Genomic DNA, 23,568 nt, shown 5'->3' with positions numbered 1-23,568 from the left:
GGCCTTAGTTGTTGCCCGGGGAGTGTGAAGAATCACACCTCGCGAGGCTCCTCTATGCCGTTTCTGAAGAAGCTTGCTGCCTTGTCCATCGGCCGTTCGTTCGGTCTCATCGCCATTCTGGCTGCCGTCCTCGCCATCGGTGGGGTGAGCTTCACGCTCGTCCAGGCCCGCAGCGAGATGATCTCTCTCAAGCGCGCCGAGATGAAGAACGCGGTCGAGGCGGCCGCGTCCACGGTCAACAGCTTCTTGGCGCGGGCTGAAAAGGGTGAGCTGAAGGAACCCGAGGCGAAGAAGTTGGCGCTCGACGCCATCTCGGCAGCGCGCTTCGACAACGGAAACTACTATTTCGTTGTCAACTTCGACGGCATCAGCGTTCTGCATGCCAACAAGAAGATCGAGACGACGGACATGATGCCGTTGAAGGACGCGACCGGAAAGTTCTTCGTCAAGGAGATGGTCGATCTCGCCAAGGCAAAGGGCACCGGATTTCTTGACTATTTCTGGCTGAGAACGAGCGACAAGGAGCCTTCTCTCAAGATTTCCTATGTCGTCTCGGTGCCGAAATGGAACTGGGTCGTCGGTTCCGGGCTGCATGTCGACGATGTCGACGCGGCCTTCCGTGGCATGATGCTCGACGTGGCCAAGGTTCTGGTTCCGCTCGGTCTGCTCATGCTTGGCTTGGTCGTGTTCCTGAGCCGCCGTTCTTCGAGCATGCTGACTTCGCTCTCGGACACGATGAACGAACTCGCGACCGGCAACCTGCAAAGCGCGATCGCACATCAGGAGCGGAGCGACGAGATCGGCAGCATGGCGCGTGCGCTCGTCGTCTTCCGCGATGCGGCTCTGGCGAAGGAGGAGGTCGAGGCCGACAAGCAGCGCGTCGAGGCGCAGGCGAGCGCGCATCGCGACGCCGCCGATCTGGACCGTCGTCGCAATGAATCCGAGCGAGCCCAGAGCTCGGCCCAGCAGGAAACGGTTGTCCGTGCGCTCGGGGCGGGCCTTGAACATCTCGCCGAGGGGGACCTGACCTACCGGATCGCGGACGTCTTTGCGGCCGACTACGTCAAGCTCAAGGATGACTTCAATGGCGCGATTGCCCGTCTCCAGGAGACGATGCGCCAGATTGCGACCAATACCGAAAGCATGAAGGCAGGCTCGGGTGAGATCAGCCAGGCGGCCGATGACCTCGCCAGCCGGACCGAGCAGCAGGCCTCATCCGTGGAGGAGACGGCAACCGCGCTTGACGAACTCACCGCCACCGTGCGGCAGACCGCCGAAAGCGCGCGCCTCGCAAGCCAGGCGACCACTCAAGTCAAGACCGAGGCTGAGCAGTCGACTCAGATCGTGCGCGACGCAGTCTCGGCCATGGGCGGCATCGAGAAGTCCGCGGACGAGATCTCCCAGATCGTGGGCGTCATCGACGAGATTGCCTTCCAGACCAATCTGCTGGCACTGAATGCCAGCGTCGAGGCGGCGCGCGCGGGCGATGCCGGCAAAGGCTTCGCGGTCGTCGCGTCCGAGGTTCGGGCACTGGCGCAGCGCTCTGCCGAAGCGGCCAAAGAGATCAAGGCACTGATCACCGCTTCGACCGTCGAGGTCGACAAGGGCGTCGCACTGGTCGGCCAGACCGGCAATGCCCTGCAGCGGATGGCGGGCGAGATCACTCGCGTCACCGCGCTGGTTGCCGAGATTGCCTCGGCAGCGCAGGAGCAGGCGGCTGGTCTCCAGGAGGTCAACAGTGCCGTCAACGAGATGGACCAGGCGACGCAGCAGAATGCCGCCATGGCTGAGCAGTCGACGGCCGCGGCGCATGCGCTGTCGCAGGAAGCTGATCGCCTTGCGGCCCAGGTCGCGCGCTTCAAGCTTGGCGGAGACGTTGCCGGATTGCAGGATATGGCACGCAAGATGGCGAGCGTCGTCCCGCCCGCCCCTCGCGCCGCCCCGAGCCGCAAGCCCGCTCCCCACCCCGGGGCGGCGCCTGCCCGCAAACTTGAGCCGAGCGCACATGATCGCGCCTGGGAGGAATTTTGAGTACGACGTCCGAACCGTCAGGGACGATCAGCTTCGAGGATTTCCTCAAGGTCGACATTCGCGTCGGCACCATCGTCGAGGCACTGCCCTATCCCGAGGCCCGCAAGCCGGCCTTCAAGCTGGTGATCGATTTCGGCGGCGAGATTGGCCTGAAGAAATCGTCGGCGCAGATCACCACGCACTATCGCTGCGAGGATCTTCCGGGCCGGCAGGTTCTCGCGGTGGTCAATTTCCCACCGCGTCAGATCGGCAAGTTCATGTCAGAGGTCCTGACGCTGGGCATGCCGGACGGCAACGGCGAGGTGGTGCTGATCGGACCCAGCCTCGCTGTCCCGAACGGCGGCAGGCTCTACTGACGAGGGCTCAGGCAGCAGAACGTTCCCGCTGCCATGTCCCGGTTTCCAGTGTGGTCGGCGCCGGTTCGGCTGCTGACCAGCGGAAGGGCAGGGCGCGCTCGCGCCGCCAGGCACGCGCGACGCGAAAGCGCCAGAGCCGCTGCGAGCCGCTCAGGGATTCGCGCTCCGGGCCGCTCCAGACAATCTCGGTTTCGCCCTGAAGCTGAATGACGTCGCCCGTCGCGAAATCGGGGAAGAGCAGGGCGGCGCGCGGTTCCAGCAGCAGATTGCCGAGGGTGTTGAAGTAGTTGTTGCCGGTGAAATCCGGGATGGACAGGACGTCGCCGTCGATCCGGACAAAGCCCGGCCGGCCACCGCGATGCGAGATGTCGACGCCCGCGGCCAAGCCTCCCTCAGCGCCAGACGAACTGGCGATGAACAGGGTGTCCGCCGCGCCGATCACGGTCCGGGCCGCCGTGTCCAATCCGGTCAGCGACTCCACCCCCTCCGGAGAACGGGCAATAGGTGTCGGGATGCGGGTCTGGATGTATTTCGCACAGTTGCCGAAGCTCTGCGAGACCTCGACCGAGAGACCGACGCCGTCGCGGGCGGCGATGATGCCATTGGCGCGGTTGCGTCGTCTCGTCGTGAAGTCGAGGCCAAGCAGGCCGACGGGACGCGCCATTTCCAGTGCTGCGGCCGCGGGATCGTCGGCCGATGGCAGCGCGGCGATGCGCAAGCGGGTTGGTGCGGGGCTCTGCACGAAGCCGGGTTCCCCGCTCAGCACGGTTGCGATCGGCCAGCCATCGCGACCGAGTCCGCCGAGGAAGAGATAGGGCAGGAGCGGGAAAAAGGTCCTGTGCTGATCCGGCATGAAGCTGCGAATGCCGGCTCCACGTGAGAACTGGCCTGAGCGGGCCTGCGCTTCGCGTTCACCCGGGTGGAAGGGGGACTCGTCCATGGCGCATCATCCCTTGGCCGGGAGCGGTGAGGGCGGGATCGGCTTGAAGAAGGGCAGGGCCTCGATACGCGCGGTCCAGGCTCTCACGGCCGGGTAGGGCTCGAGCGAGATGCCGCCTTCCGGAGCGTGCGCCACATAGGAATAGCAGGCGAGGTCGGCCAGTGTCGGCTGCTCTGCCGCGAGGAAGGTGCGCTCCGCCAGGTGACTTTCCATGAAGGTGAGCAGCCGCGAGGAGATCCGTTCGGCGCGGGCGGGATCGTCCTTCAGTCCAAACTGGGTGATCAACCGCGCGGTCGAGGGACCATGCATGACCTCTCCGGCGGCGATCGAGAGCCAACGCTGGACCTGAGCCGCAGCGAGCGGCTCGCTCGGCAGCCAGGCGCTGTCCGGAGCGTAGCGCTTCACCAGATAGACCATGATTGCGTTGCTGTCGGCCAGCGTCAGCGCCCCGTCCTGGAGCACCGGGATCTGACCGAGCGGATTGAGCGCGAGGAAAGCTTCGCTCCTGCGCATATCGGCCGGTGCCGCTACAAAGCGATAATCGAGCCCGAGTGCCAGCAGCAGGAGCTCGACGCGATGGCCATGGCCAGAGAGCGGCGTGCTGTAAAGGGTGATGGCGATTTGTGGCATGGGATGACCTCCAGAGGTGAGGCCACAGTCTCTTTGTTTCGGCCGAAGAGCGAAATACGCTATCCGTGAAAGTCATAATTCCATTTATAGGAACACTGATTGGACCGTCTCGATGAACTGGCGATCTTCGTCGCCATCCTTGATACCGGCAGCCTCGCGGGTGCGGGCCGGCAGCTGCGGCGCTCGCGCCCGGCGGTGACGCGGGCTCTTGCCGGGCTCGAGGAACGCGTCGGCGCACGGTTGATCGCCCGTACCACGCGCCAACTCACTCCGACGGATGCCGGGCGCGAGCTCGCGACCTCCGCCAGACGGATGCTGGCCGATTACGAGGCGTCGATGTCGGGCGTCGCTGCGACGCCCGTCCGTGGTCTGCTGCGCGTCACCGCGCCGCTGGCCTTCGGCCGGCGCCATGTCACGCCGCTGGTGACGGAATTCCTGGACCTGCATCCCGAGGCGCAGGTCGAGCTCGTCCTGGCTGATCGTAATCTCGACATGATCGATGAAGGTTTGGACGTTGCAATCCGGATTGGTCCATTGCCGGATTCGCGGCTGGTCATACGAAAGGTCGGCGAGGTCAGGCGCCTCCTGGTTGCGGCGCCATCCTATCTCGCACGTCGTGGCGTGCCGACGCGCCCCTCGGACTTGCTGCAGCATGACACCATTGCCAGCGTGGCAGCAGGGCAGGGCATGCTCTGGCGTTTTGGCGGATCGGCGCGCGGGGCGAGCGTCGCAGTCGCGCCCCGGTTCATCGTCAACGAGATCGAATCGGGATTGATCGCTGCCCGCGCCGGTCGCGGGTTGGCACGGCCGCTGTCCTATCAGGTGGCAGACGATATTGCCGCGGGGACGCTGGTGCGGCTCCTGCGCGAGTTCGAGCCGGCGCCGCTGCCTGTACATCTCGTGGTTCCGAGCGGGCAGCATCTGGCAGCGAAGGCAAGGGCCTTCCTTGATCAGGCGGCCCTGTATTTTCAGCGCCTGGCCGTGATCCGGCCTGAGGGCGTTCCGTGAGGCGCGACCGCAGCCAGCGTGGTTAGCGCAGCGGTCCGGCGAAGCCCGTGATGGCCGAGACGGCAGCGCTCTCGCGGCAGGTGCTCACGTGGCGTGATGCGCTGCGGATCAGACCGGGAGTCGCACGGTGGCGCGCAGGCCGCCCAGCGGCGAGTCTGCCAGGATGATGTCGCCGCCATGGGCGCGGGCGATGTCACGGGCAATGGCAAGGCCGAGCCCCGTGCCGCCACTGTCGACATTGCGGGCCTCATCCAGCCGGAAGAATGGACGAAAGACGTCTTCCCGCAATCCGGCGGGGATGCTTGGACCATCATCGTCGATCATCACGATCAGGTAGCGAGCGTCGTGCGTGGCACGAATGGCAATGCGATCGCCGAAGCGCGCTGCGTTGGAGACGAGATTCGTCAGCAGACGGCGGATCGCGTCCGGCCGAATCACGACCAGCGGATCGCCGACGACTTCGAGCTCGGTCTGATGACCTTGCCGTTCGGCATTGGCCTTCAGGTCCTCCAAAAGGGCGCGGATATCGGTCTCGACCGCAGCCTCGCCGGCATCGCCGCGGGCGAAGGCGAGATAGTCCTCGAGCATACGGCTCATCTCGTCGACATCCTTCTCCAGCGCGTCGATCTCCGAGGAGCGTTCGAGCAGTGCGAGCGAAAGCTTGAAGCGAGTGAGGATGGTGCGCAGATCGTGGCTGACGCCGTTGAGCATGGTGGTGCGCTCGCCGACCGAGCGTTCGACGCGGCGCTTCATTTCTATGAAGGCGTTGCCGGCGCGTCGGACCTCGCGCGCGCCGCGCGGACGGAAATCGGAGTCGCGTCCCTTGCCAAAAGCCTCCGCAGCGTCGGCCAGGCGCAGGATCGGCCTGATCTGGTTGCGCAGGAACAGCACGGCGATGGTCAGCAGGATCAGCGATGTACCGATCATCCAGAGCAGGAAGATATGGCTGTTCGAGGCATAGGCCTGGCTGCGCCGCGTCAGTACGCGCATCACGTTCGGCCCAAGCTTGACCCTGATCTCGATCAGGCTGGAGCGGCCGACCGTGTCGAGCCAGAAAGGGCGTGCGACCTGCTGGCTCAGCTCCGTCGAGAGCGCACTGTCGAGCAGCGAGAAGAAGGGGCGGGGCCCCGGTGGTGGCAAATCGGCGTCCGGGATGATGTCGACATCCAGACCCAGGCGCTCCAGCGCGATGCGGCTGAGCACGCTGGCCTGCGCATCCTGCGGATAGCTTTCATAGACGTCGATCAGCGCCGCGATGTCGGCCGAGACGGCCGAGGACAGGCGCTGGGTCACGGTCTGCCAGTGCCGCTCCATGAAGACATAGGCGATGACCGACTGCAGCAGTACGACCGGCGCAATGACGATGACGAGGGCGCGCGGATAGAGGCCCTTCGGCATGTAGCGGCCGATCATCCGCAGGGGCCGGCCGCCGAGCTTGAGCACGGGCCTGAGCATGCGTGCGAGCCCGGCCCGCATGTATTCCATCGCGGTCCCGAGCCGCCGGAGAACGAGGCCGACAGCCTGAGCCCAGCGCATGCCACGCGCGCTGCCTTGCATCGATCTAGCCCCGATCCGTGACCAGCCGGTAACCTACACCCCGAACGGTCTGGAGATAGAGCGGGTCGGCCGGGTCGCGCTCGATCTTGCGGCGAAGCCGGTTGATCTGGACATCGATGGTGCGGTCATTGGCCGCCGAGCCCTGCGCCGCGAGCTGCTCGCGCGGGACATGCTCGCCCGCGCGCTCGGCCAGGGCCGTCAGGATCTCGCGCTCGCGCTCGGTGAGGCGAATGGTCTCCTCGCCATGGCGCAATTCGCCACGGGCGAGACCATAGATGAACGGGCCGAAGCGGACGAAATCAGGGTGGCTGCCCGATTGCGGGGCATCCACGACGATGGTTCGCTTGAGGATGTTGCCAAGCCTCAGGATGAGCTCGCGCGGCTCGAAAGGCTTGGTGAGATAGTCATCGACGCCGATTTCCAGCCCATTGATGCGGTCGGCGCTGTCAGCGCGCGCCGTCAGCATCAGGATCGGGGCGTTGGAACCGCCGCGGAAGCGGCGGGCAAAATCGAAGCCGTTCTCGCCCGGCATCATGATGTCGAGCACGATGGCATCGAAGACCAGATGGACGAGCCGGGAATCGGCTTCCGCTGCATTGGCGGCAGTGGTGACGCGGTAGCCGTGATCGCCGAGAAACCGCGCCAGCAGGTCGCGCAGGCGGCGGTCGTCATCGACCACGAGGATATGCGGCGCCTCATCAGGGACGGGCTTCAGGGCCTTGGCTGCGGTCATCGGGCTTCGTCCTCTTCGTAGCCGGAGCGCGATCTCCGCCGGGAAACCAGGATCCCGCGGTTTGGCGACGGCGCCATGTCCGGCTTGGATGCTCTTCGCCGCGCAGCTCACACCGGCGTAGCGAGAAAGCCCACTACCTTCTTGCGTTCGGCGGGATCGATCAACCCCGCGAGATAGCGCGCCACCTGCTCGCCTGCCTCGGGGCCGACGGAGTTGAGCGCCGCATTGATCCGCTTGCCCTGGAGACGCGCCAGCCTCACAGCCAGCTCCTTGCCGGTCTCCGTCGGATAGAGGTTGCGCTGGCGCTTGTCCTGCGTGCCCATGCGGGACTCGACGAAGCCGGTCTCGACAAGCTCTTTCAGCACGCGGTTGAGGCTCTGCTTGGTGATCTGCAGGATGTCGAGCAGTTCGGCGATCGTCAGGCCCGGGCGCCTCTGCACGAAATGCAGCACGCGGTGATGCGCCCGGCCGAAGTTGTAATCCGCCAGGATGCGGTCGGGGTCGCTGACGAAATCGCGATAGGCAAAGAAGAAGAGCTCGATCAGGTCGTAGGGTACGTCCTCGGCGGACGCGGGCCGGGGCGCATCGGTCGATCGGACTTGCGTGTCAGTCACGAGGCGCTCCATATTTTACGTCAGCCATGTTGACATATCTCAGACGGAAGATTACCGGTCAAGCATCCGGGGCGACTGATTATGTCGCTTTCGGTTGCTGCAGCGCAGTAATTGTTCAGTGCTTGCGCGCCCTTCGCCCTTGTGGCCCAGTTCGGCGCATGAAGACTCGCAGAGGAGTTGCCCCATGTCTGTCATTCCTTTCGACCAGCGCGACGGCGTGATCTGGTTCGACGGCAAGCTCGTGCCGTGGAAGGACGCCAAGGTGCACGTACTGACCCACGGGTTGCATTACGGCTCCTGCGTCTTCGAGGGTGAGCGCTCCTATGACGGCGTCATCTACAAGTGCACCGAGCATTCGCAGCGCTTCCACAAGTCGGCCGAGATCATGGATTTCACGATCCCCTATTCGGTCGCCGAGATCGACGCGGCCAAATATCTCTGCCTCAAGGAGAACGGCCTCAAGGATGCCTATCTCCGCCCGGTCGCCTGGCGCGGCTCGGAGATGATGGCGGTGTCCGGCATCAACAACAGCATCCATACCGCAATCGCGGTGTGGGAGTGGCCGAGCATGTTCGACATGGCCCAGAAACTGAAGGGCGTGCGTCTCGACATTGCCGATTATCGCCGTCCCGACCCGGCCTGCGCGCCGGTCCACGCCAAGGCGGCCGGACTCTACATGATCTGCTCGCTCTCCAAGCACAAGGCGGAGCGGGCCGGCTATGCCGACGCGATGATGCTCGACTGGGAAGGCAATGTCGCCGAATGCACCGGCGCCAATATCTTCTTTATCAAGGATGGTGTGGTTCACACCCCGACCGCCGACAGGTTCCTGAATGGCATTACCCGCCAGTCCGTGATCGATCTGTGCCGGGCACGCGGTTTCGAGGTGGTCGAGCGGAGGATCCGCCCGGAGGAGCTCGAGGGCTTCTCGGAATGCTTCATCACCGGCTCGGCTGCCGAGGTGACGCTGGTCTCCGAAATCGGGCCTTACAAGTTCATCACCGGCAATATGGGCAAGGTGATCATGGAGGATTATTCCGCTGCGGTGAGGCCAGCCTCCAAGGCAGCGTGAGCGATCGAACAAAGGCCCGGTCGAGAGATCGGGCCTTTTGCTATTTGGCGAGCTTCACGTCGCTTCGATAAAGCGTCGGCCAGTCTTCCGGATCCACGCCGCGGCATTCCGGCATCTCGCTGAAGGCGGTCAGAACGAAGCCCGAGCCGGTCCAGGCATAGGTACCGGCACTGCCGCAATCCCCGATGCCGCGCGCCTTGCCGAAGAAGCCGACCTGTCCGGTCGCTGGGTCGAAGCTGGCATTGATCAGAAGATTGTCGCTGTTGGCGCCGGGCTGGGGAAACGCGACCTTCCTGGCCTTCGCGACATCATTGCCGGTCACGCTCCAGAAGCCGGTCGTGACATTGTAGGCGCCGCGCGAGCAGAGCAGGCCAACCAGCTTCGTAGAGGCGTCAAGCGACCAGACATTGTCCGAATCTGAGTCCGCGTCGCCGCCGTCATCGCAAAGATCGGGGTCGCGCTGCTTGAGGTGCTTGCGCAGCGCAACCGCCATGGCCTTCGTCGCCTTGGCGTCAGGCGCAGGAAATCCGGCAGTCGCCCGCGCGGCGATCACAGGCAGGGCCGGCACCGCAGGCAGGGCCGTGGCCGGGCCCTTGCGGATCAGCGCACTCGTGCCGCCAAGCCTGCCCTGCTGCTCGTCGATCCAGAGCATGGCGGCGACCGAGCCGGCGAGCGAGATGTCATAGGTCTTGCCGGCAAGCTTGGCCGTCAGCCGGGTCGCCTTTCGCGCTGCGGCGATGAGGGCCTCGGTATCGGCGTCGGACAGCGGAACGGTTGCGCTGTCCTCACCGTCGCGACGGGCGGGCAGGCTCTTGCCCGCGGCAGGGAAGGGGGCGCCATCCAGAAGCAATTGTACGGTGAGCGGCGCCTTGAGCTGCTCGCCTCTGAGACGCAGGGAGAGCGAGGCTGCGCCGGCCGGTCCGGCCGAGCGCTCGAGCTTCAGGACGCCGATATCGCTCGCTGCTTCCGCGGGCAGCGACAGGGCCGTGCAGCTCCTGAGATTGTCGCATCCGGCGATCCAGTCACGGAAGGTCCTGGTGCCCGTTTCGGTGGCTTGGGCGTGGCCCAGGCCGAGCAGAGTGGCTACGCCGACTGCGGAGATCAGCGGGGGCTTCGGTCGGCCAGACATTCATTCAGTTCCAGCGTGCTGCGGCGGTATCATCGTCGGCCCTGGCTTCGACCCATCCGCCGATGGTGCCGTCGCTCAGATGCTCGCGCTTCCAGAAGGGAGCGCGGGTTTTGAGATAGTCCATCAGGAATTCGGCGGCCTCGAAGGCGGCGCGGCGATGGCGCGAAGCGGCGACCACTAGCACGATCTGCCCGCCCGGCCTGATCAGCCCGTAACGATGGATGGCGACCAGACCATTGAGCGGCCAGCGCTCGACTGCCTCCGCCGCCACGCGCCCGATTTCGGCTTCGGCCATGCCGGGATAATGCTCGAGCTCGAGCGCTGCCAGTTTGCCACCTTCATCGCGACAAAGCCCGGCGAAGGTGACGATTGCGCCGATATCGGTCCGGTCGCGGGTCAGCGCCTCGACCTCGGCGTTGAGGTCGAAATCCTCGCGCTGGATGCGGATGACCGGAGTCATGGCGTGGGCCCGGCTTGCCTCAGCCGCCCGTCATCGGCGGGAAGAAGGCGATCTCCCGGGCGCCTGCGAGGGAGGCTTCCGGCTTGACATGGACATGGTCGATGGCGGCGCGCACGATCGCGGCATTCTCGAAGGCCATCTCGTAGCCTTCGTCGCGCCCTCTCAGCCAATCCACCAAGTCAGCCACGGTCCGTGCCTCGTGGGGCACCTCCACCGTCTCTTCCGCAACGCCGATGCGTTCGCGGACCCAGGCGAAATAGACGAGCTTCAGGGTTCGGGTCTCGGCCTGGCTGTCGATCATGATGCGCGTTCGTCCTCGTCCACCAGATGGCGGATTCCGGAGTTAAGGTAGTCCCAACCGGTATAGATGGTCAGAATTGCCGCCAGCCACAGCATGACGATGCCGATCTGCGTATTATAGGGCAGAACCTTGTCGCCGGCGGGGCCGGCAACGAGGAAGCCGAGCGCCAGGAGTTGCGCCGTGGTTTTCCATTTCGCCACCTTGCTGACGGGAACGCTGACCTGCAGCTCGGCCAGGAACTCGCGCAGGCCCGATACCAGGATCTCGCGGCAAAGGATGACGATGGCCGCCCAGAGCGACCAGCCATAAATCGTGCCGTCCGCGACCAGCATCAGCAGCAGGGCGCAGACCAGAAGCTTGTCGGCGATGGGATCGAGCATCCGGCCGATCGCCGAATGCTGGCTCCAGGCCCGGGCGATCCAGCCATCGAGATAGTCCGTTACGGCCGCCGCGACATAGATCGCCAGGGCGATCCAGCGCATCCAGTCGTCGCGCGGCCAGAACAGCAGCGCCACCAGCGCCGGAATCGCTGCGATCCGGCCGTAGGTCAGCAAATTTGGCAGGGACCAAGGGCCCCGCCGCCTGATGGCATCTGGAAGAATCGTCACGGGGAACACCAAAGCAGCGCGCTTGTGACAGCGTCAACACGCAATCCCGCGAGGCGTGTACGAGCCCTACGCATCGTGAAAGAAATCGTGCACCGCCTTGGCGGTGGCGGCATTGACGCCGGGCGTGCGCATCAGGTCGTCGAGCTTGGCGCGCTGGATCGCCTTGACTGTGCCGAAATGCAGCAGGAGCGCCCGTTTTCGCGAGGGGCCGATGCCCGCAATCTCGTCGAGCGGGTTCTTGGTGATGTCGCGCTTGCGCCTGGCGCGATGCGTGCCGATGGCGAAGCGATGCGCCTCGTCGCGCAGGCGCTGGATGAAATAGAGGCCCGGATCGCGCGGCGGCAGTTTGAACGGCTCCTTGCCGGCCATGAAGAACGTCTCGCGCATGGCGTTGCGGTCGGCGCCCTTGGCGATGGCCACGAGCGGAATATCGGTGACACCGCATTCGGCCATGATCAGGCGCGCGGCCTCGAACTGGCCCTTTCCGCCATCGACGATGACGAGATCGGGGCGCGAGGGAAAAGCGGTTTCGTCCTGAGCCTCGGGGGGCGGAGCGGGAGATTCGGCCGCTGCGAGATCGACGGTGTCGCCGCCCTCCGCTGCTATGCTCTCCTTCGCCAATCGCGAGAACCGCCGCTTCAGCACCTCTCGCATCATGCCGAAATCGTCGCCGGCAATAGTGTCGGAGGAGATGTTGAAGGTGCGGTAATGGCTCTTCATGAAACCATCCGGGCCGGCGACGATCATGCCGCCGACCGCATTCGTCCCCATGATGTGGGAGTTGTCGTAGACTTCGACGCGGCGCGGCGGCTTGGGCAGCCCGAAGGCTTCGCCTAGCGCGACGAGCAGGCTCTGCTGCCCGGCATTGTCGGCGAGCTTGCGGGAGAGTGCCTCATGCGCATTCTTCCGGGCGTGGGCGACGAGATCGAATTTCTCGCCACGCTTGGGCGCCGCGATCTCGACCTTGCGGCCGGCGCGGGCCGAGAGCGCTTCGCCGATCAGGTCGATCTCCTCGACCTCATGCGAGAGCAGGACGAGGCGTGGCGGCGGCTTGTCATCGTAAAACTGGGTGACGACGGAGGCCAGCACCTCGGCCGGCGTGAGGCTCTTGTCGGCACGGGGGAAGAGGGCGCGATTGCCCCAGTTCTGGTGGTTGCGGAAGAAGAAGATCTCGACGCAGAAATGCCCGGCCTGCTCATCGATGGCGAAGACATCCGCCTCCTCGACCCCCTGGGTGTTGATATCCTGACCGGCCTGGACCGCAGAGAGCGCCGCCAGTCGGTCGCGGTAGCGCGCCGCCTGCTCGAATTCGAGAGCCTCCGCCGCCGCCTGCATGCGCTCCGACAGCGTCCGCTTCACGGTCGAGGAACGGCCTGACAGGAAATCGCGCGCCTGATCAGCCAGTGCCTGATAATCGGCATGCGAGATTTCGCCCGTGCAAGGTGCGGCACAGCGCTTGATCTGGAAGAGCAGGCAGGGCCGCGTGCGGTTCTCGTAATAGCTGTCGGAGCAGGAGCGCAGCAGGAACGCCTTCTGCAATGCGTCGATCGTGCGCTTCACCGCCTGGGCCGATGCGAACGGCCCAAAATAATCGCCCTTGCGCTGGCGCGAGCCGCGATGCTTGGCGATCTGCGGGGCAGGGTGGTCGCCCGTCAGCAGGATATAGGGAAAGGACTTGTCGTCGCGAAGCAGGACGTTATAGCGCGGCCTGAGCTGCTTGATCAGGTTGGATTCGAGCAGCAGCGCCTCGGTTTCCGTCCCCGTCGTGACGAATTCCATGTTCGCTGTCTCGGAGATCATCCGGGCGACAGCGTTGGTATGGGCAAGCCCGCGCGCATAGGCCGTGACGCGATTCTTCAGGCTCTTGGCCTTGCCGACATAGAGCACCTCGCCGGCCCGGTCGAACATGCGGTAGACGCCGGGCTTGTTCGGCAGGTGCCTGGCGAAGCCGGCGATGACCTCGATGCCGTGCTTCAGTTCGGAGGGCGTTGTCTCGCCGGCATCGATGGTTGCATCTGGGAGCGGGAGGCCATCCTCCTCGTCCTCGATCTCGTCTTCCGGCAGGTCGTCGGTGCGCTGGCGATTCATGAGCCCGATGTAAGATGCCCGAGGCGTTTCGTCATGTCAGGAGCGTGCGCCGCCCTGTGGCAAAATGCACGGGTGAGGTGGTGCTCGCCGAGCAACGTTGCTCCCATATGAACTGACCAATCCAAACGACGCACTCGAGGGAGGACTAAACCCCATGCCCCAACAGGATAATCTCAGGATCGTTCTGGCCGGTCGCCCAGTCGGCCGGCCGCGCCCCAGCGATTTCAGGCTCGAGCACGCTGCGGTTCCGGAGGCTTCCGATGGCCAGGTGGTTCTGCGCATCCTCTATCTCTCGCTCGACCCCTATATGCGGGGACGCATGAGCGATGAGAAATCCTATGCCGCTCCGGTGGCGATCGGTCAGGTGATGGAAGGCGGCACCGTTGCGGAGGTTCTGGAGAGCCGCCACCCCGACTTCAGGCCAGGCGATATCGTGCTTTCGCATTCCGGCTGGCAGTCCTACGCGGTGGCCGACGGGGCCCATCTGCGCAAGATCGATCCGGCCGCCGCGCCGATCACGACAGCGCTGGGCGTGCTCGGGATGCCAGGCTTCACCGCTTATGCCGGCCTGTTGACGATCGGCCAGCCCAAGGCGGGGGAGACCGTGGTCGTGGCAGCCGCCAGCGGGCCTGTGGGATCGGCCGTGGGGCAGATCGCGCGGATCAAGGGCGCTCGCGCCGTCGGGATCGCGGGTGGCGAGACGAAATGCGCCTTTATCCGCGAGACCTTCGGGTTCGATGCCGTCGTCGATCACAGCGCTCCTGATTTCGCCGACCAACTGGCGGTGGCCTGTCCGAATGGCATTGACGTCTATTTCGAGAATGTCGGCGGCAAGGTCTGGGACGCGGTGTTTCCGCTGCTGAATGGCTTTGCCCGGATTCCGGTCTGCGGACTGATTGCGCAGTATAACAGCACGGGTGATTTCGAGGGCCCGGACCGGCTGCCCATCGTCATGCGCCAGGTCCTGACCAAGAGCCTGACGATCCGTGGTTTCATCCAGCGTGAGTTCGTCGCGCAGCGCCCGGCCTTCGAACGGGAGGCGTCCGAGTGGATCGCCGGAGGCGCCCTGAAATACAAGGAGGACATCGTGGAGGGCCTCGCCCAGGCGCCTGAGGCGTTCATCGGCCTGCTCGACGGGAAGAATTTCGGCAAGCTCATCATCAAGGTCTGAGCAGGGCAGGCGGGGTGCATACCGGCGCCCTTTTTGCTTGACCACTTCGCCTCCAGCCGGCCATGTCGCGGCAGGTTTTCCTTCGCGCAGTCCTCCCGAGCGTCCCTTGGGTCGCCCGAGAGGACGCGTGATGGGCGGTGCGCAACCGCCTGAGCGAGACTGTGACCTCCGCCACCGGACCCTTGCCCATGCCCGTATTCGCCATTCCCTTCCCGGTGATCGACCCGGTCGCGCTGCAGCTCGGACCGCTTTCGGTCAAGTGGTATGGCCTCGCCTATGTCGTGGGGCTGATCGGCGGCTGGTGGTATGCACGCCGGCTGGTCTCGTCTCCTGCGCTCTGGGGAAGCTCGAAGCATCCCGCGGCGGAAGAGCTCGACGACATGCTGCTCTGGGTCGCGCTCGGCGTGGTGCTCGGCGGGCGCATCGGCTTCGTGCTGTTCTACGACCTTGAGCGCTATCTCGCCCGGCCACAGGACATCATCGCGATCTGGCAGGGCGGCATGTCGTTCCATGGCGGGTTGCTGGGGGCGGCGACGGCGCTGTTCCTGTTTGCGCGCCGGCGCGGGCATCCGGCGCTGAGCGTCTTCGATCTTGCCGCCGCCGTCGTTCCGATCGGGCTCTTCCTCGGGCGCATCGCCAATTTCATCAATGCCGAGCTCTGGGGCCGGCCGGCACCGGAATTGCCCTTCGCCATGGTCTTTCCCAATGCCGGGCCGCTGCCGCGCCATCCGAGCCAGCTCTATGAGGCGCTGGGCGAAGGGATCCTGCTCTTCATCCTGCTCGCGCTCGTCGTCCGGGCCGGCGGCTTCAAGCGACCCGGCCTCGTCGCGGGTGTCTTCGGCATGGGCTATGCGGTCGCGCGCATCGTCTGCGAGTTCTTCCGCGAGCCCGATCCGCAGCTCGGCTTCCTGTTCGGTGGAAGCGTCGATGCGCTGAGCGGAGGCATCACCATGGGTATGCTGCTGTCCGTGCCGCTCTTCCTCGCCGGGCTCTATCTGGCGCTGCGCGCCAGGCGGCCGGGCGCGTGAATGCGCTCAGGGCGGAGCTCATCCGCCTGATCCAGGACGAGGGCCCGCTCAGCGTCTCGCGCTATATTGCGCTGTGCCTCGGCCATCCCCGTCACGGCTACTACATGACTCGCGACCCTTTCGGTGCTGAGGGGGACTTCACGACGGCGCCCGAGATCAGCCAGATGTTCGGGGAACTGATCGGGCTGTGGGCCGGTGCGGTCTGGCAGATGATGGGCGAGCCTGCGAGCCTGCGCCTCGTCGAGCTTGGACCGGGCCGTGGCACGTTGATAGCCGATGTGCTGCGGGCCGCGCGGATCGTTCCGGGCTTTCGCGAGGCTCTCTCCGTGCATCTCGTCGAGATGAGCCCCGTGCTGCGGCAGGCTCAGGCTCGAACCTTGGCCTCGGCGACCGAACCGGTCTGGCACGACAGCATCGGGACTGCGCTGGACGGGCCGACGATCCTCCTCGCCAACGAGTTCCTCGATGCGCTGCCGCTCGATCAATTCGTGCGGGCCGGAGACGGCTGGCGCGAGCGTCTGGTCGGAACCGATGCCGCAGGCGAGCTGGCATTCGGCCTCGCGCAGGCGACGGAGCCCGCACTTGGCATCTCCGCTCCGGAGGGAAGCATCTTCGAACAGCCGACGGCAGCGCTTGATGTCATGGCGACTGTGAGCTGCCATCTCGCCGAGCAAGGCGGCGCTGCACTGTTCGTCGACTACGGCTCCGCGCGTTCAGGCTTCGGAGATACGCTTCAGGCGGTCCATCGGCATCGGATGGTTCATCCGCTGGCCCATATCGGTGAGGCCGATCTCACGGTTCACGTCGATTTTGAACGGATGGCGCAGGCTGCGCGGCGGGCCAAGGCTGCGACGCATGGACCGGCAACGCAGCGCGAGTTTCTGCTGGCGTTGGGGCTGGCGGAACGTGCGCAGGCGCTCTCGCGCAGAGCACGGCCGGAGCAGGCAGAGGCGATCCAGGCCGCCTTCGCACGGCTTACCGCCATTGGCGCGACCGAGATGGGTGAATTGTTCAAGGTTCTGGCACTATCGGATTCAAGATTGCCGCCGCTGCCCGGATTTGACCTTCATCAGATGCCAGAGCAGGGCTGACGCCTGAGCCGGAACCCGCCATGTTCATCACTTCGCCCGACCTTTCCGCCGAGCACGGCGTTGCGCATGCCTTCTTCACCCGCGAGGGCGGAGTATCCTCGGGCATCTACGCCTCGCTCAATGGCGGCCTCGGCTCGGATGACGACAAGGCGCATGTCACCGAGAACCGGGCGCGCATGGCGGCTCACCTCAAGGTCGAGGCGACGCATCTCGTCAGCGTGAACCAGGTCCATTCCGCCGATGCTGCTATCGTCACCGGTCCCTGGCTTGGGGATAAGCCCAAGGCCGATGCCATGGTGACCACGGCGCACGGCGTGGCGCTCGGTGTCTCTACCGCTGATTGTGGACCCATCCTCTTCGCCGATAGCGAGGCGGGCGTGATCGGCGCCGCGCATTCCGGCTGGAAGGGGGCATTCACGGGGATTGTCGGCGCGACCGTGACTGCGATGGAGAAGTTGGGCGCGCGTCGCGAACGCATCCTGGCGGTGCTTGGGCCAACGATCAGCGCCAAGGCTTATGAGGTCGGGCCGGAATTCATCGAGCGCTTCAAGTCGGAGAATGCGACCTATGCGCGCTTCTTCCACGCCTCGGAGCATCCTGCGCGCGCCATGTTCGATCTGCCTGCCTTCATCGCTTTCAAGGCACAGGAGGCCGGCATCGGCCGCTTCATCGATCTCGGCCTCTGCACCTATGGCGACGAGCAGCGCTTCTTCAGCTATCGCCGCACGACACATCGGCAGGAACCGGATTACGGCCGGCTGATCTCGGCGATCACGTTGACGCGACCGAAATAGGTCGGCTTCCGGCCAGTTCAATCTCAAGTTGCTTCGACAAACGGGCGCAGTCATCCTCCCAAAGCCATGCATCATGGCTTTGGGGGTCTCATGGAACAGCTTCTGATCAACCTCGTCGCAGGCGCGCTGGGTGGCAATGCTGCGGGTAAAGCCTCGTCCAGCTTCGATCTCGGAACGCTCGGAAACACCATCGCCGGTCTGGTCGGCGGCGGCGTTCTTGGCCAGTTGGTGCCCATCCTGTTGCCAGCCATCACGGCGGCGGCGGCGGGCGGCAATCTCAGTGTCGGCGGTATCCTGTCGAACCTGATCGCCGGCGGCGCCGGTGGCGCGGTTCTGACCGCCATCATCGGCGCGATCAAGAACAAGGCCACAGCCTGAGCGTCACAGTCCCGACGTCGCGCAGCTCGCGCGGCGTCGACATCTTGCCGGTTTGACGAGCCAGGCCGCCTTGCGGCTCATCGTCTCGCAGATGACGTCGGGTGGTCCGTCAGGTCACGATATCAGGGGTACGCCAAGCCAGGTGCTGGCCGTTGTCGACGGCGATCATTTGTCCCGTGACCGACCGAGCTCGGGCGAGATAGAGCACGGCCCCTGCGATATCCGCAGCATCGACCTTTCTTTGCAATAGCGATCCCGCGGCCTCGCGCGCGAGCAAGGCCTCGCCGTCCTGCGGATTCGGAAAGGTCGGCCCTGGCCCGACGGCGTTCACGCGAATCCGCGGCGCGAGTGCCTGCGCCATGGTGGTCGTCGCCGTGAGAAGAGCCGATTTGGTCAAGGTATAGGAGTAATATTGCGGGGTCGGCTTCCAGACACGCTGGTCGACGATATTGACGATGCAGCCTTCCCGATCCGCGGGAAGATGGTTGGCCATCGCGCCGGAGAGCACCGAGGGGGCACGCAGATTGGTCGAGAATTGCCGGTTCCAAGTCGGCACGTCGATCGTGCGGATGTCATCGACCAGAAAACTGGAGGCGCTGTTGACCAGCAGTGTGACCGGCCCAAGCGCTGCTTCGGCGGCCGGAATGATGGTGTCGACGGCAGCGGGATCGGCCAGGTCGGCAGCGACGGTGATGGCCCTGCCGCCCCGACCCCGCACGTCTGCCGCGAGCGCTTCGGCTTCGGCTTGCGAGGTGCGGTAGTGGATCGCCACCGCGTAGCCCGCCTGCGCCAGGTGCTCGACGATGGCGCGCCCGATCCGGCGTGCTCCACCGGTGACGAGCGCAACCTCAGCCATTGCGTGCATCTTTGTCGGAGTGACGCTTGAGGCGCCGTTCCCAATGTTTGGCGGCGCGCAAGTAGCGGTAAAAGGCGTAGTTCATCGCGGTCATGAAGCCATAGACGCCGCGCAGGGCGTGACGCCGGCCAATATAGGCCTTGACGAAATTGGCCGGAAACTCGGCGACCAGCCGGAAGGCCGAAAGGCTTTCGCCGCGCTTGTCGAGATCGTCGGCCTGTGCGTCGCTGTAGTTGTTCAATTTCGCCATCTGCTCGCCGAGTGAACGCACGGAGTAATGATGAACCGTGCCCTTCAGCCTGCCGATGCGGGCATCCGGAGAGAGATCGACACGGTCGTGAACCGGCGAAGGCGAATAGCGTCCCTTGTCCTTTCGGTAGAGCCGAACCGGCGACAAGGCATAGGTGAAACGATGCGGCGCGCGCTCTCCTGGGAATATCTCGGCGATGCGCGTCCTGTAGGCATCGGCAGGCGGATCGCCATGAGCAAACAGGGCTGCGATCTCGACGGCCATCTCCCTGGGTACGACTTCGTCGGCATCCAGGTTGAGGAGCCAGTTATAGCGGCACTGGTCTTCTCCGAATCGCTTTTGCTGACCGTAACCCGGCCACGCATTGAAGATCACGCGGGCGCCGCATTGCTCGGCGATCGTCTGCGTGCCATCGGTCGAGCCTGAATCGATCACGACGATGTCATCGCTCAGCTCTCGCACGGCGGCGATGGTACGCCCGATTCTGTCGGCTTCATCCCGAGCAATAATGAATATAGAAAGCGGCGGCACCGACCTGGTCCATTCCGTGGAGTGTGCTGCAAGGCTTAAGCACGCGAGCCCGGAACGAGCAAGCGAAGGACCGTGACAGATTGTGGCCGCATTTTGTCTGGAACCTTAGGATATGTCGCGCGTTCCCTGCTTGCTTCCACTATATGGTCAATGCGCTGTTAGTATTCGGTTTACCATTCACAGTGGCTTAATAATAATTAACGCGTGTTGAACAATTGGTCTTAGTCATCCCCATTCGTGCCGCATTTTTGCCGCGGTCTGCAATGTACCTGTGCTTTAGCCGCAACAGACATCGACGCCGGCGCGGGCTATAAAGGCGTCATCGACATCACCGCCGGGCCACGCCGGCACCAGCGACGACTAAAGGAGTCTAAAATGAAGAAGTACCTGCTTACGAGCGTCGCGGCCCTCGGCCTCGTCGTTGCCGGCGCCGCCTCTGCTGCCGACCTGCCGTCCCGCAAGGGCCCGGTTGCCGCCCCGATCTATCTGCCGCCGGTGTTCACCTGGACCGGCTTCTACGTCGGCGTGAACGCTGGTTATGCTTGGGGTCAGATCGACTCGACCACGGGCGCCTTCACCAACAACCTCGGCAACTTCAGCGATCCCGATGGCTTCACCGGTGGTGCCCAGATCGGCTACAACTACCAGATCGGCCAGTGGGTCCTCGGCGCTGAAGCCGATTTCCAGGGCGCTGACCTGAAGTCGACGGCCGTCAACCTGGCTAACAACCTCCGCGCCTCGAGCGAGATCAACTGGTTCGGCACCGTTCGTGGTCGCGTCGGTTACTCCTTCGACCGGTTCCTCCCGTACCTGACCGGCGGTTTCGCTTACGGCAACGTGAAGAACAAGATCTCCAACGGCGTGTTCGCCACCAGCAACGACAACACCCAGTACGGCTGGACCGTCGGTGGTGGTCTCGAGTACGCTTTCACCAACAACCTGACTGCGAAGCTCGAGTATCTCTACGTCGACCTCGACAAGGAGTCGTTCAACGTTCCCGGCGGCACCTTCACCTCGAAGGTCGAGACCAAGTTCTCGGTCGTCCGCGCTGGCCTGAACTACAAGTTCTAGTCCGATCCCCTCACGGGGCTCAGAGCGAACCCGGTGGCTTCGGCCACCGGGTTTTTTTGTTGTGCGAGACAAGATCATCGGGCCGGATATCGTATCCAGTCCGATGATCTAACCCTTTGTCTTTGCATCGGCTTTCCCGAAAACCGCAATCCACTTTTCGGGCCGATGCTTTAGCTCGGAGTCGGTCAGCCCTTGAAGCGGGTGGTTTCGAAGGAGGGCACCTTCGCCGCGAAATCGTCGAGCCAGGCGACCAGCTTGGGGTGAGCTGCCCGCCACGTTCCGTCGAAGCGCAGATCGAGATAGCCCAGCGCGCAGGCGAGTGCGATTTCACCGATTCGGGGTTTGCCGGACCAAGCTGGCGGCGCTGCCTCAAGCGTGGCGAGCGCCCGTGCGACCTTGCCGGCCTGATTCTCGACCCAGGCGGCATTGCGCATCTCTGGCGTCCTGAACCGGCCTTCATAGACCTGAAGCAGCGCTGCATCGCAGATGCCGTCTGCCAGCGCCTGCAGGCGCAACTGCGCAAAGCGCGCTTCACCTGGCGGGATCAGGCTGCCACCGGCGAGATGATCGAGATACTCGGCAATGACGCGGGAATCGAAGAGTGTCGATCCGTCCTCGAGCACCAGCGCTGGAATCTTGCCGAGCGGGTTCTGGGCGCGCAACGTGTCCTTGGGATCGGTCGTATCCGCGGAAACGATCTCGATGCGATCCAGGAGACCGAGTTCATAGGCCGCGATTTTGACCTTGCGGCCGAAGGGAGAGGCGGGGGACGTGCGCAAGGTCAGCATCGGTCATATTCCGGTCAGTTCTGGAGATCTCAGCCGTCCGGGCGGATCGGCTCGCAACGGTAGCGCGGCCGCGGGCCTTGCGCGAGGCGTTCGCACAATGCCGGCAACAGGAGGAGAGCTTCCTCCGCCAGCTTCCAGGGCGGATTAACCACAAGCAGACCGGTGGCCCCGAGGCCTCCCGCGGCTTCGGGGCGATCGACATCGATCTCGAGCCTGAGCAGGCGACCGATGCCGGCATCCTCGATCGCATTCACGAGGCCGTCGGCGGCCCGGCGCTCCTTGACCGGATACCAGAGCGCGTAGATGCCGGTCGGCCATTTGCGGTGCGCGGCGATGAACTCGGCAGCCATCGTCGCGAACTCGTCCTTCTCCTCGAAGGGCGGGTCGATCAGCACGAGCCCGCGTCGTTCTTTCGGGGGGACATTGGCGCGCAGTGCCGTCCAGCCGTCGATCGCCAGCGCCTTGCAACGCGAATCGCGACCGAGCGTCGTGGCGAGCTTCTTGTAAGTGGTTGGATGCAGTTCGGCGGCGATAAGCCGATCCTCCGCCCGCATGGCGTGTCGGCAGAGCCAGGGCGAACCGGGATAGCTGCCGGTGCCATGGCGTTCCCGGGCGGTCGCGACAGCTTCGCGCCACGGTGCCAGCAACGCCTCCACGCTGGAGGCGAGCGGCGACTGGTCGAGTCGGGCCACGCCGTCCTTCCATTCGTGCGTGCGCAGCGCTTCCTCTGAGCCGAGATCGTACCGGCCGGCACCGGCATGGGTGTCGATGACGCGATAGGGCGTATCCTTGGCACCGAGATGGGTCAGGATGCGCATCAGCACGACATGCTTGAGGATGTCGGCGAAATTTCCGGCGTGGAAGCTGTGATGGTAATTCATGAAGCGGTCTTAGCCGCCTCGCAGCGCTCTGTCAGCGTTGAGCCTTCACGGTGATGTCGCGCGTGCGGCAGCCGGAGCGGTCGACCTCCTGGCAGGTGCGGAAATTGCGCAGGTCCTTGCTGAAGCAGATCCGGACTTCCTGCAGCACGCCGCGTTTGCAGGAGATCGACATCATGTCGCTGCGCAGGCCTGGATTCGCCGCGGCGAACGCGCGCTCGAGGTCGATCGCGCTCCAGTTCTGATCGCGATCCGCCTTCTGCAGCGGCGGAGGAATCGCGACCTTCTGGCGGGCGCGCCGGACATCCGAAAAATAGTCGTTCGGGCTCGAGCCCGAACAGGTGCCGTGCTTGCGCATTCGTAGCGGGCAAGCCCCTCGGACGGGAACAGCCCGTCCGCCTGGTCGAGGGCGATGCGAGAAGGCGTGCGGCCGGCCGGTCCGCAATCGGTGGGGTAGCCGCGCTCATTCTGCGGCCAGAGGCCGTGCACGACGAAGCCGAGATTGGCGCCGCTCTCGCATTGCTCGCGAGCCCGTCCGCGACCGCCGTCCAGTTCGCAGAAGCCCGGCGACCATGACAGGGCGAGCACGTAGAAATCGAAATCCCCGGGAACGCCGCCGCGGCCATATTGCCCCTGCGCTTGCGCGCCCGGGGCCATAAGGCCAAGCAGCGCCAGCATCGACAGCCAGGCGCGCGCGAGTCTCACCGCCCGATGTTACCGTTCGGGGCCGGGCCGGGCCATCTGGCAATTGGGCGCGTAGGAAAGGCCCCGATCGAGGCCATTGACGCACCAGTTGACGTTCCAGGTGTAGCCGAAGAGGCCCAGGTTCTCGCGCACGGAGTAGTCGATGCGGTGCAGCGAGCCGTCATTCAACGCGATCCGCCCCGTGCAGAAGCGGCGCGGGATGAAATCGTCGCCCCAAGGCCGGAAGCCGATGGGCCGGATGCGATCATAGGCGACCGCCTGCAGCGGCCCCCAGAATTTGGCCTCACGCGAGTTGAACCAGCTTGTGATCTCGCTGAGGACGGCGGGGTCCTCACAGGCTGGCAGGTTGCCGTACATCGGAATGATCCGTGCCTCCGCCCGATCTGCCGGGTCGACATAACGACGGCTCGTAGCCTCGACGCTGATGGTCGCAGCAAGACAAGTCGCTGCGACGAGGGTGGTTTTCAGCAGGGCGCGGCGCATAGGGGCAAGCCTCGTGC

General features: G+C 64.8%; 25 protein-coding genes and 1 pseudogene. 10 read left to right on the top strand and 16 right to left on the bottom strand.

Translation table 11 applies throughout. From position 1 onward, the window contains the following. The first annotated feature begins 54 nt into the window (after nt 1–54). A complete protein-coding gene (locus tag AB4099_RS02745) occupies nt 55–2,031 on the top strand; it encodes a methyl-accepting chemotaxis protein (RefSeq protein WP_441476952.1) in 1,977 nt (658 codons plus the stop codon). Then, the gene (locus AB4099_RS02740) at nt 2,028–2,387 is read left to right on the top strand and encodes a tRNA-binding protein (RefSeq protein WP_441476951.1); all 360 of its coding nucleotides are present in this window, start codon (nt 2,028–2,030) and stop codon (nt 2,385–2,387) included. Before AB4099_RS02745 ends, AB4099_RS02740 begins: the two co-directional genes overlap by 4 nt. Before the next feature lie 7 nt (nt 2,388–2,394). On the opposite strand, the gene AB4099_RS02735 is transcribed toward AB4099_RS02740, so the two are convergent. Continuing rightward, nucleotides 2,395–3,327 carry a pyridoxamine 5'-phosphate oxidase family protein gene (locus AB4099_RS02735; RefSeq protein WP_441476950.1) on the bottom strand — a complete coding sequence of 311 codons (933 nt, stop codon included), beginning with the start codon at nt 3,325–3,327 and terminating at the stop codon, nt 2,395–2,397. Between the two features lie 6 nt (nt 3,328–3,333). Then, a complete protein-coding gene (locus tag AB4099_RS02730; RefSeq protein WP_441476949.1) occupies nt 3,334–3,957 on the bottom strand; it encodes a glutathione S-transferase in 624 nt (207 codons plus the stop codon). A gap of 99 nt (nt 3,958–4,056) precedes the next feature. On the opposite strand from AB4099_RS02730, the gene AB4099_RS02725 reads away from it, so the two are divergent. Then, nucleotides 4,057–4,965 (top strand): LysR family transcriptional regulator, encoded by a 909-nt coding sequence (locus tag AB4099_RS02725; RefSeq protein WP_441476948.1) that lies wholly within the window; start codon nt 4,057–4,059, stop codon nt 4,963–4,965. Between the two features lie 108 nt (nt 4,966–5,073). Here AB4099_RS02725 and AB4099_RS02720 read toward each other — a convergent pair whose 3' ends face one another. The 3 genes from AB4099_RS02720 to AB4099_RS02710 all read right to left on the bottom strand — a co-directional run bounded on the left by AB4099_RS02720 (nt 5,074) and on the right by AB4099_RS02710 (nt 7,869). Then, nucleotides 5,074–6,420: an ATP-binding protein gene (locus AB4099_RS02720; RefSeq protein ID WP_441477656.1), complete on the bottom strand. Its 1,347-nt coding sequence runs from the start codon at nt 6,418–6,420 to the stop codon at nt 5,074–5,076. 106 nt (nt 6,421–6,526) lie between these two features. Beyond that, a complete protein-coding gene (locus AB4099_RS02715; protein WP_113512290.1) occupies nt 6,527–7,255 on the bottom strand; it encodes a response regulator in 729 nt (242 codons plus the stop codon). Between the two features lie 107 nt (nt 7,256–7,362). Continuing rightward, on the bottom strand, nt 7,363–7,869 hold the full coding sequence (locus AB4099_RS02710; RefSeq protein WP_441476947.1) for a MarR family winged helix-turn-helix transcriptional regulator: 507 nt from the start codon (nt 7,867–7,869) through the stop codon (nt 7,363–7,365). Nucleotides 7,870–8,053: 184 nt separating this feature from the next. On the opposite strand from AB4099_RS02710, the gene AB4099_RS02705 reads away from it, so the two are divergent. Beyond that, nucleotides 8,054–8,941 (top strand): branched-chain amino acid aminotransferase, encoded by an 888-nt coding sequence (locus AB4099_RS02705; RefSeq protein WP_441476946.1) that lies wholly within the window; start codon nt 8,054–8,056, stop codon nt 8,939–8,941. Between the two features lie 40 nt (nt 8,942–8,981). Here the strand turns inward: AB4099_RS02705 and AB4099_RS02700 are convergent, their stop codons facing one another. From AB4099_RS02700 to uvrC, 5 genes are all read right to left on the bottom strand, one after another. Further along, complete coding sequence (locus AB4099_RS02700; protein WP_113512282.1) at nt 8,982–10,070, bottom strand: DUF1176 domain-containing protein; 1,089 nt, start codon at nt 10,068–10,070, stop codon at nt 8,982–8,984. A 4-nt stretch (nt 10,071–10,074) separates the two neighbouring features. Further along, nucleotides 10,075–10,530, bottom strand: coding sequence for a molybdenum cofactor biosynthesis protein MoaE (locus AB4099_RS02695; RefSeq protein WP_441476945.1), 456 nt, complete (start codon nt 10,528–10,530; stop codon nt 10,075–10,077). A gap of 19 nt (nt 10,531–10,549) precedes the next feature. Further along, nucleotides 10,550–10,801 carry a molybdopterin converting factor subunit 1 gene (moaD, locus tag AB4099_RS02690; protein WP_113512320.1) on the bottom strand — a complete coding sequence of 84 codons (252 nt, stop codon included), beginning with the start codon at nt 10,799–10,801 and terminating at the stop codon, nt 10,550–10,552. A gap of 26 nt (nt 10,802–10,827) precedes the next feature. Continuing rightward, a complete protein-coding gene (gene pgsA, locus AB4099_RS02685) occupies nt 10,828–11,439 on the bottom strand; it encodes a CDP-diacylglycerol--glycerol-3-phosphate 3-phosphatidyltransferase (protein WP_043232683.1) in 612 nt (203 codons plus the stop codon). 66 nt (nt 11,440–11,505) lie between these two features. Next, nucleotides 11,506–13,527 carry an excinuclease ABC subunit UvrC gene (gene uvrC, locus AB4099_RS02680; RefSeq protein WP_113512272.1) on the bottom strand — a complete coding sequence of 674 codons (2,022 nt, stop codon included), beginning with the start codon at nt 13,525–13,527 and terminating at the stop codon, nt 11,506–11,508. 154 nt (nt 13,528–13,681) lie between these two features. Between uvrC and AB4099_RS02675 the strand changes: the two genes are divergently transcribed. The 5 genes from AB4099_RS02675 to AB4099_RS02655 all read left to right on the top strand — a co-directional run bounded on the left by AB4099_RS02675 (nt 13,682) and on the right by AB4099_RS02655 (nt 17,989). Continuing rightward, a complete protein-coding gene (locus AB4099_RS02675) occupies nt 13,682–14,698 on the top strand; it encodes an NADP-dependent oxidoreductase (RefSeq protein ID WP_113512267.1) in 1,017 nt (338 codons plus the stop codon). A 188-nt stretch (nt 14,699–14,886) separates the two neighbouring features. Then, nucleotides 14,887–15,726: a prolipoprotein diacylglyceryl transferase gene (gene lgt / locus AB4099_RS02670; protein WP_441476944.1), complete on the top strand. Its 840-nt coding sequence runs from the start codon at nt 14,887–14,889 to the stop codon at nt 15,724–15,726. Next, nucleotides 15,723–16,817, top strand: coding sequence for a class I SAM-dependent methyltransferase (locus AB4099_RS02665; protein ID WP_441476943.1), 1,095 nt, complete (start codon nt 15,723–15,725; stop codon nt 16,815–16,817). The genes lgt and AB4099_RS02665 overlap by 4 nt, the downstream gene beginning before the upstream one ends. A 20-nt stretch (nt 16,818–16,837) precedes the next feature. Further along, nucleotides 16,838–17,611, top strand: coding sequence for a peptidoglycan editing factor PgeF (gene pgeF / locus AB4099_RS02660; RefSeq protein WP_441476942.1), 774 nt, complete (start codon nt 16,838–16,840; stop codon nt 17,609–17,611). 90 nt (nt 17,612–17,701) lie between these two features. Continuing rightward, nucleotides 17,702–17,989 carry a hypothetical protein gene (locus AB4099_RS02655; protein WP_441476941.1) on the top strand — a complete coding sequence of 96 codons (288 nt, stop codon included), beginning with the start codon at nt 17,702–17,704 and terminating at the stop codon, nt 17,987–17,989. A 109-nt stretch (nt 17,990–18,098) separates the two neighbouring features. On the opposite strand, the gene AB4099_RS02650 is transcribed toward AB4099_RS02655, so the two are convergent. Further along, nucleotides 18,099–18,845 carry an SDR family oxidoreductase gene (locus AB4099_RS02650; protein ID WP_441476940.1) on the bottom strand — a complete coding sequence of 249 codons (747 nt, stop codon included), beginning with the start codon at nt 18,843–18,845 and terminating at the stop codon, nt 18,099–18,101. Beyond that, nucleotides 18,838–19,626 (bottom strand): glycosyltransferase family 2 protein, encoded by a 789-nt coding sequence (locus AB4099_RS02645; RefSeq protein WP_441476939.1) that lies wholly within the window; start codon nt 19,624–19,626, stop codon nt 18,838–18,840. The genes AB4099_RS02650 and AB4099_RS02645 overlap by 8 nt, the downstream gene beginning before the upstream one ends. Nucleotides 19,627–20,001: 375 nt before the next feature. Between AB4099_RS02645 and AB4099_RS02640 the strand changes: the two genes are divergently transcribed. Further along, nucleotides 20,002–20,697 carry an outer membrane protein gene (locus tag AB4099_RS02640; protein ID WP_441476938.1) on the top strand — a complete coding sequence of 232 codons (696 nt, stop codon included), beginning with the start codon at nt 20,002–20,004 and terminating at the stop codon, nt 20,695–20,697. 185 nt (nt 20,698–20,882) lie between these two features. Here the strand turns inward: AB4099_RS02640 and AB4099_RS02635 are convergent, their stop codons facing one another. The 4 genes and pseudogenes from AB4099_RS02635 to AB4099_RS02620 all read right to left on the bottom strand — a co-directional run bounded on the left by AB4099_RS02635 (nt 20,883) and on the right by AB4099_RS02620 (nt 23,551). Continuing rightward, on the bottom strand, nt 20,883–21,485 hold the full coding sequence (locus AB4099_RS02635) for a glutathione S-transferase (RefSeq protein WP_441476937.1): 603 nt from the start codon (nt 21,483–21,485) through the stop codon (nt 20,883–20,885). A gap of 29 nt (nt 21,486–21,514) precedes the next feature. Next, on the bottom strand, nt 21,515–22,366 hold the full coding sequence (locus tag AB4099_RS02630) for a 23S rRNA (adenine(2030)-N(6))-methyltransferase RlmJ (RefSeq protein ID WP_441476936.1): 852 nt from the start codon (nt 22,364–22,366) through the stop codon (nt 21,515–21,517). 31 nt (nt 22,367–22,397) lie between these two features. Beyond that, nucleotides 22,398–23,020 (bottom strand): annotated as a pseudogene (locus AB4099_RS02625) (ribonuclease T2 family protein). A 57-nt stretch (nt 23,021–23,077) separates the two neighbouring features. Next, nucleotides 23,078–23,551 (bottom strand): hypothetical protein, encoded by a 474-nt coding sequence (locus tag AB4099_RS02620; RefSeq protein ID WP_441476935.1) that lies wholly within the window; start codon nt 23,549–23,551, stop codon nt 23,078–23,080. Between the last annotated feature and the right edge of the window lie 17 nt (nt 23,552–23,568).

The sequence above is a fragment of the Allobosea sp. 2KB_26 genome, assembly GCF_052115715.1.
In the GTDB taxonomy this organism is placed as follows: Bacteria; Pseudomonadota; Alphaproteobacteria; order Rhizobiales; family Beijerinckiaceae; genus Allobosea.
Note: the sequence above shows the minus strand (reverse complement) of the source record. Positions and strands in the feature narration are given on the sequence as shown.

What these genes read in the sequence shown, in the direction of transcription:
- AB4099_RS02745 (WP_441476952.1), top strand. Translation starts at nt 55, where the DNA reads ATGCCGTTTCTGAAGAAGCTTGCTGCCTTGTCCATCGGCCGTTCGTTC.
- AB4099_RS02735 (WP_441476950.1), bottom strand. Translation starts at nt 3,327, where the DNA reads ATGGACGAGTCCCCCTTCCACCCGGGTGAACGCGAAGCGCAGGCCCGC.
- AB4099_RS02730 (WP_441476949.1), bottom strand. Translation starts at nt 3,957, where the DNA reads ATGCCACAAATCGCCATCACCCTTTACAGCACGCCGCTCTCTGGCCAT.
- AB4099_RS02720 (WP_441477656.1), bottom strand. Translation starts at nt 6,420, where the DNA reads ATGCTCAGGCCCGTGCTCAAGCTCGGCGGCCGGCCCCTGCGGATGATC.
- AB4099_RS02715 (WP_113512290.1), bottom strand. Translation starts at nt 7,255, where the DNA reads ATGACCGCAGCCAAGGCCCTGAAGCCCGTCCCTGATGAGGCGCCGCAT.
- AB4099_RS02705 (WP_441476946.1), top strand. Translation starts at nt 8,054, where the DNA reads ATGTCTGTCATTCCTTTCGACCAGCGCGACGGCGTGATCTGGTTCGAC.
- AB4099_RS02700 (WP_113512282.1), bottom strand. Translation starts at nt 10,070, where the DNA reads ATGTCTGGCCGACCGAAGCCCCCGCTGATCTCCGCAGTCGGCGTAGCC.
- AB4099_RS02695 (WP_441476945.1), bottom strand. Translation starts at nt 10,530, where the DNA reads ATGACTCCGGTCATCCGCATCCAGCGCGAGGATTTCGACCTCAACGCC.
- uvrC (WP_113512272.1), bottom strand. Translation starts at nt 13,527, where the DNA reads ATGAATCGCCAGCGCACCGACGACCTGCCGGAAGACGAGATCGAGGAC.
- AB4099_RS02675 (WP_113512267.1), top strand. Translation starts at nt 13,682, where the DNA reads ATGCCCCAACAGGATAATCTCAGGATCGTTCTGGCCGGTCGCCCAGTC.
- lgt (WP_441476944.1), top strand. Translation starts at nt 14,887, where the DNA reads ATGCCCGTATTCGCCATTCCCTTCCCGGTGATCGACCCGGTCGCGCTG.
- pgeF (WP_441476942.1), top strand. Translation starts at nt 16,838, where the DNA reads ATGTTCATCACTTCGCCCGACCTTTCCGCCGAGCACGGCGTTGCGCAT.
- AB4099_RS02655 (WP_441476941.1), top strand. Translation starts at nt 17,702, where the DNA reads ATGGAACAGCTTCTGATCAACCTCGTCGCAGGCGCGCTGGGTGGCAAT.
- AB4099_RS02650 (WP_441476940.1), bottom strand. Translation starts at nt 18,845, where the DNA reads ATGGCTGAGGTTGCGCTCGTCACCGGTGGAGCACGCCGGATCGGGCGC.
- AB4099_RS02640 (WP_441476938.1), top strand. Translation starts at nt 20,002, where the DNA reads ATGAAGAAGTACCTGCTTACGAGCGTCGCGGCCCTCGGCCTCGTCGTT.
- AB4099_RS02635 (WP_441476937.1), bottom strand. Translation starts at nt 21,485, where the DNA reads ATGCTGACCTTGCGCACGTCCCCCGCCTCTCCCTTCGGCCGCAAGGTC.
- AB4099_RS02630 (WP_441476936.1), bottom strand. Translation starts at nt 22,366, where the DNA reads ATGAATTACCATCACAGCTTCCACGCCGGAAATTTCGCCGACATCCTC.
- AB4099_RS02620 (WP_441476935.1), bottom strand. Translation starts at nt 23,551, where the DNA reads ATGCGCCGCGCCCTGCTGAAAACCACCCTCGTCGCAGCGACTTGTCTT.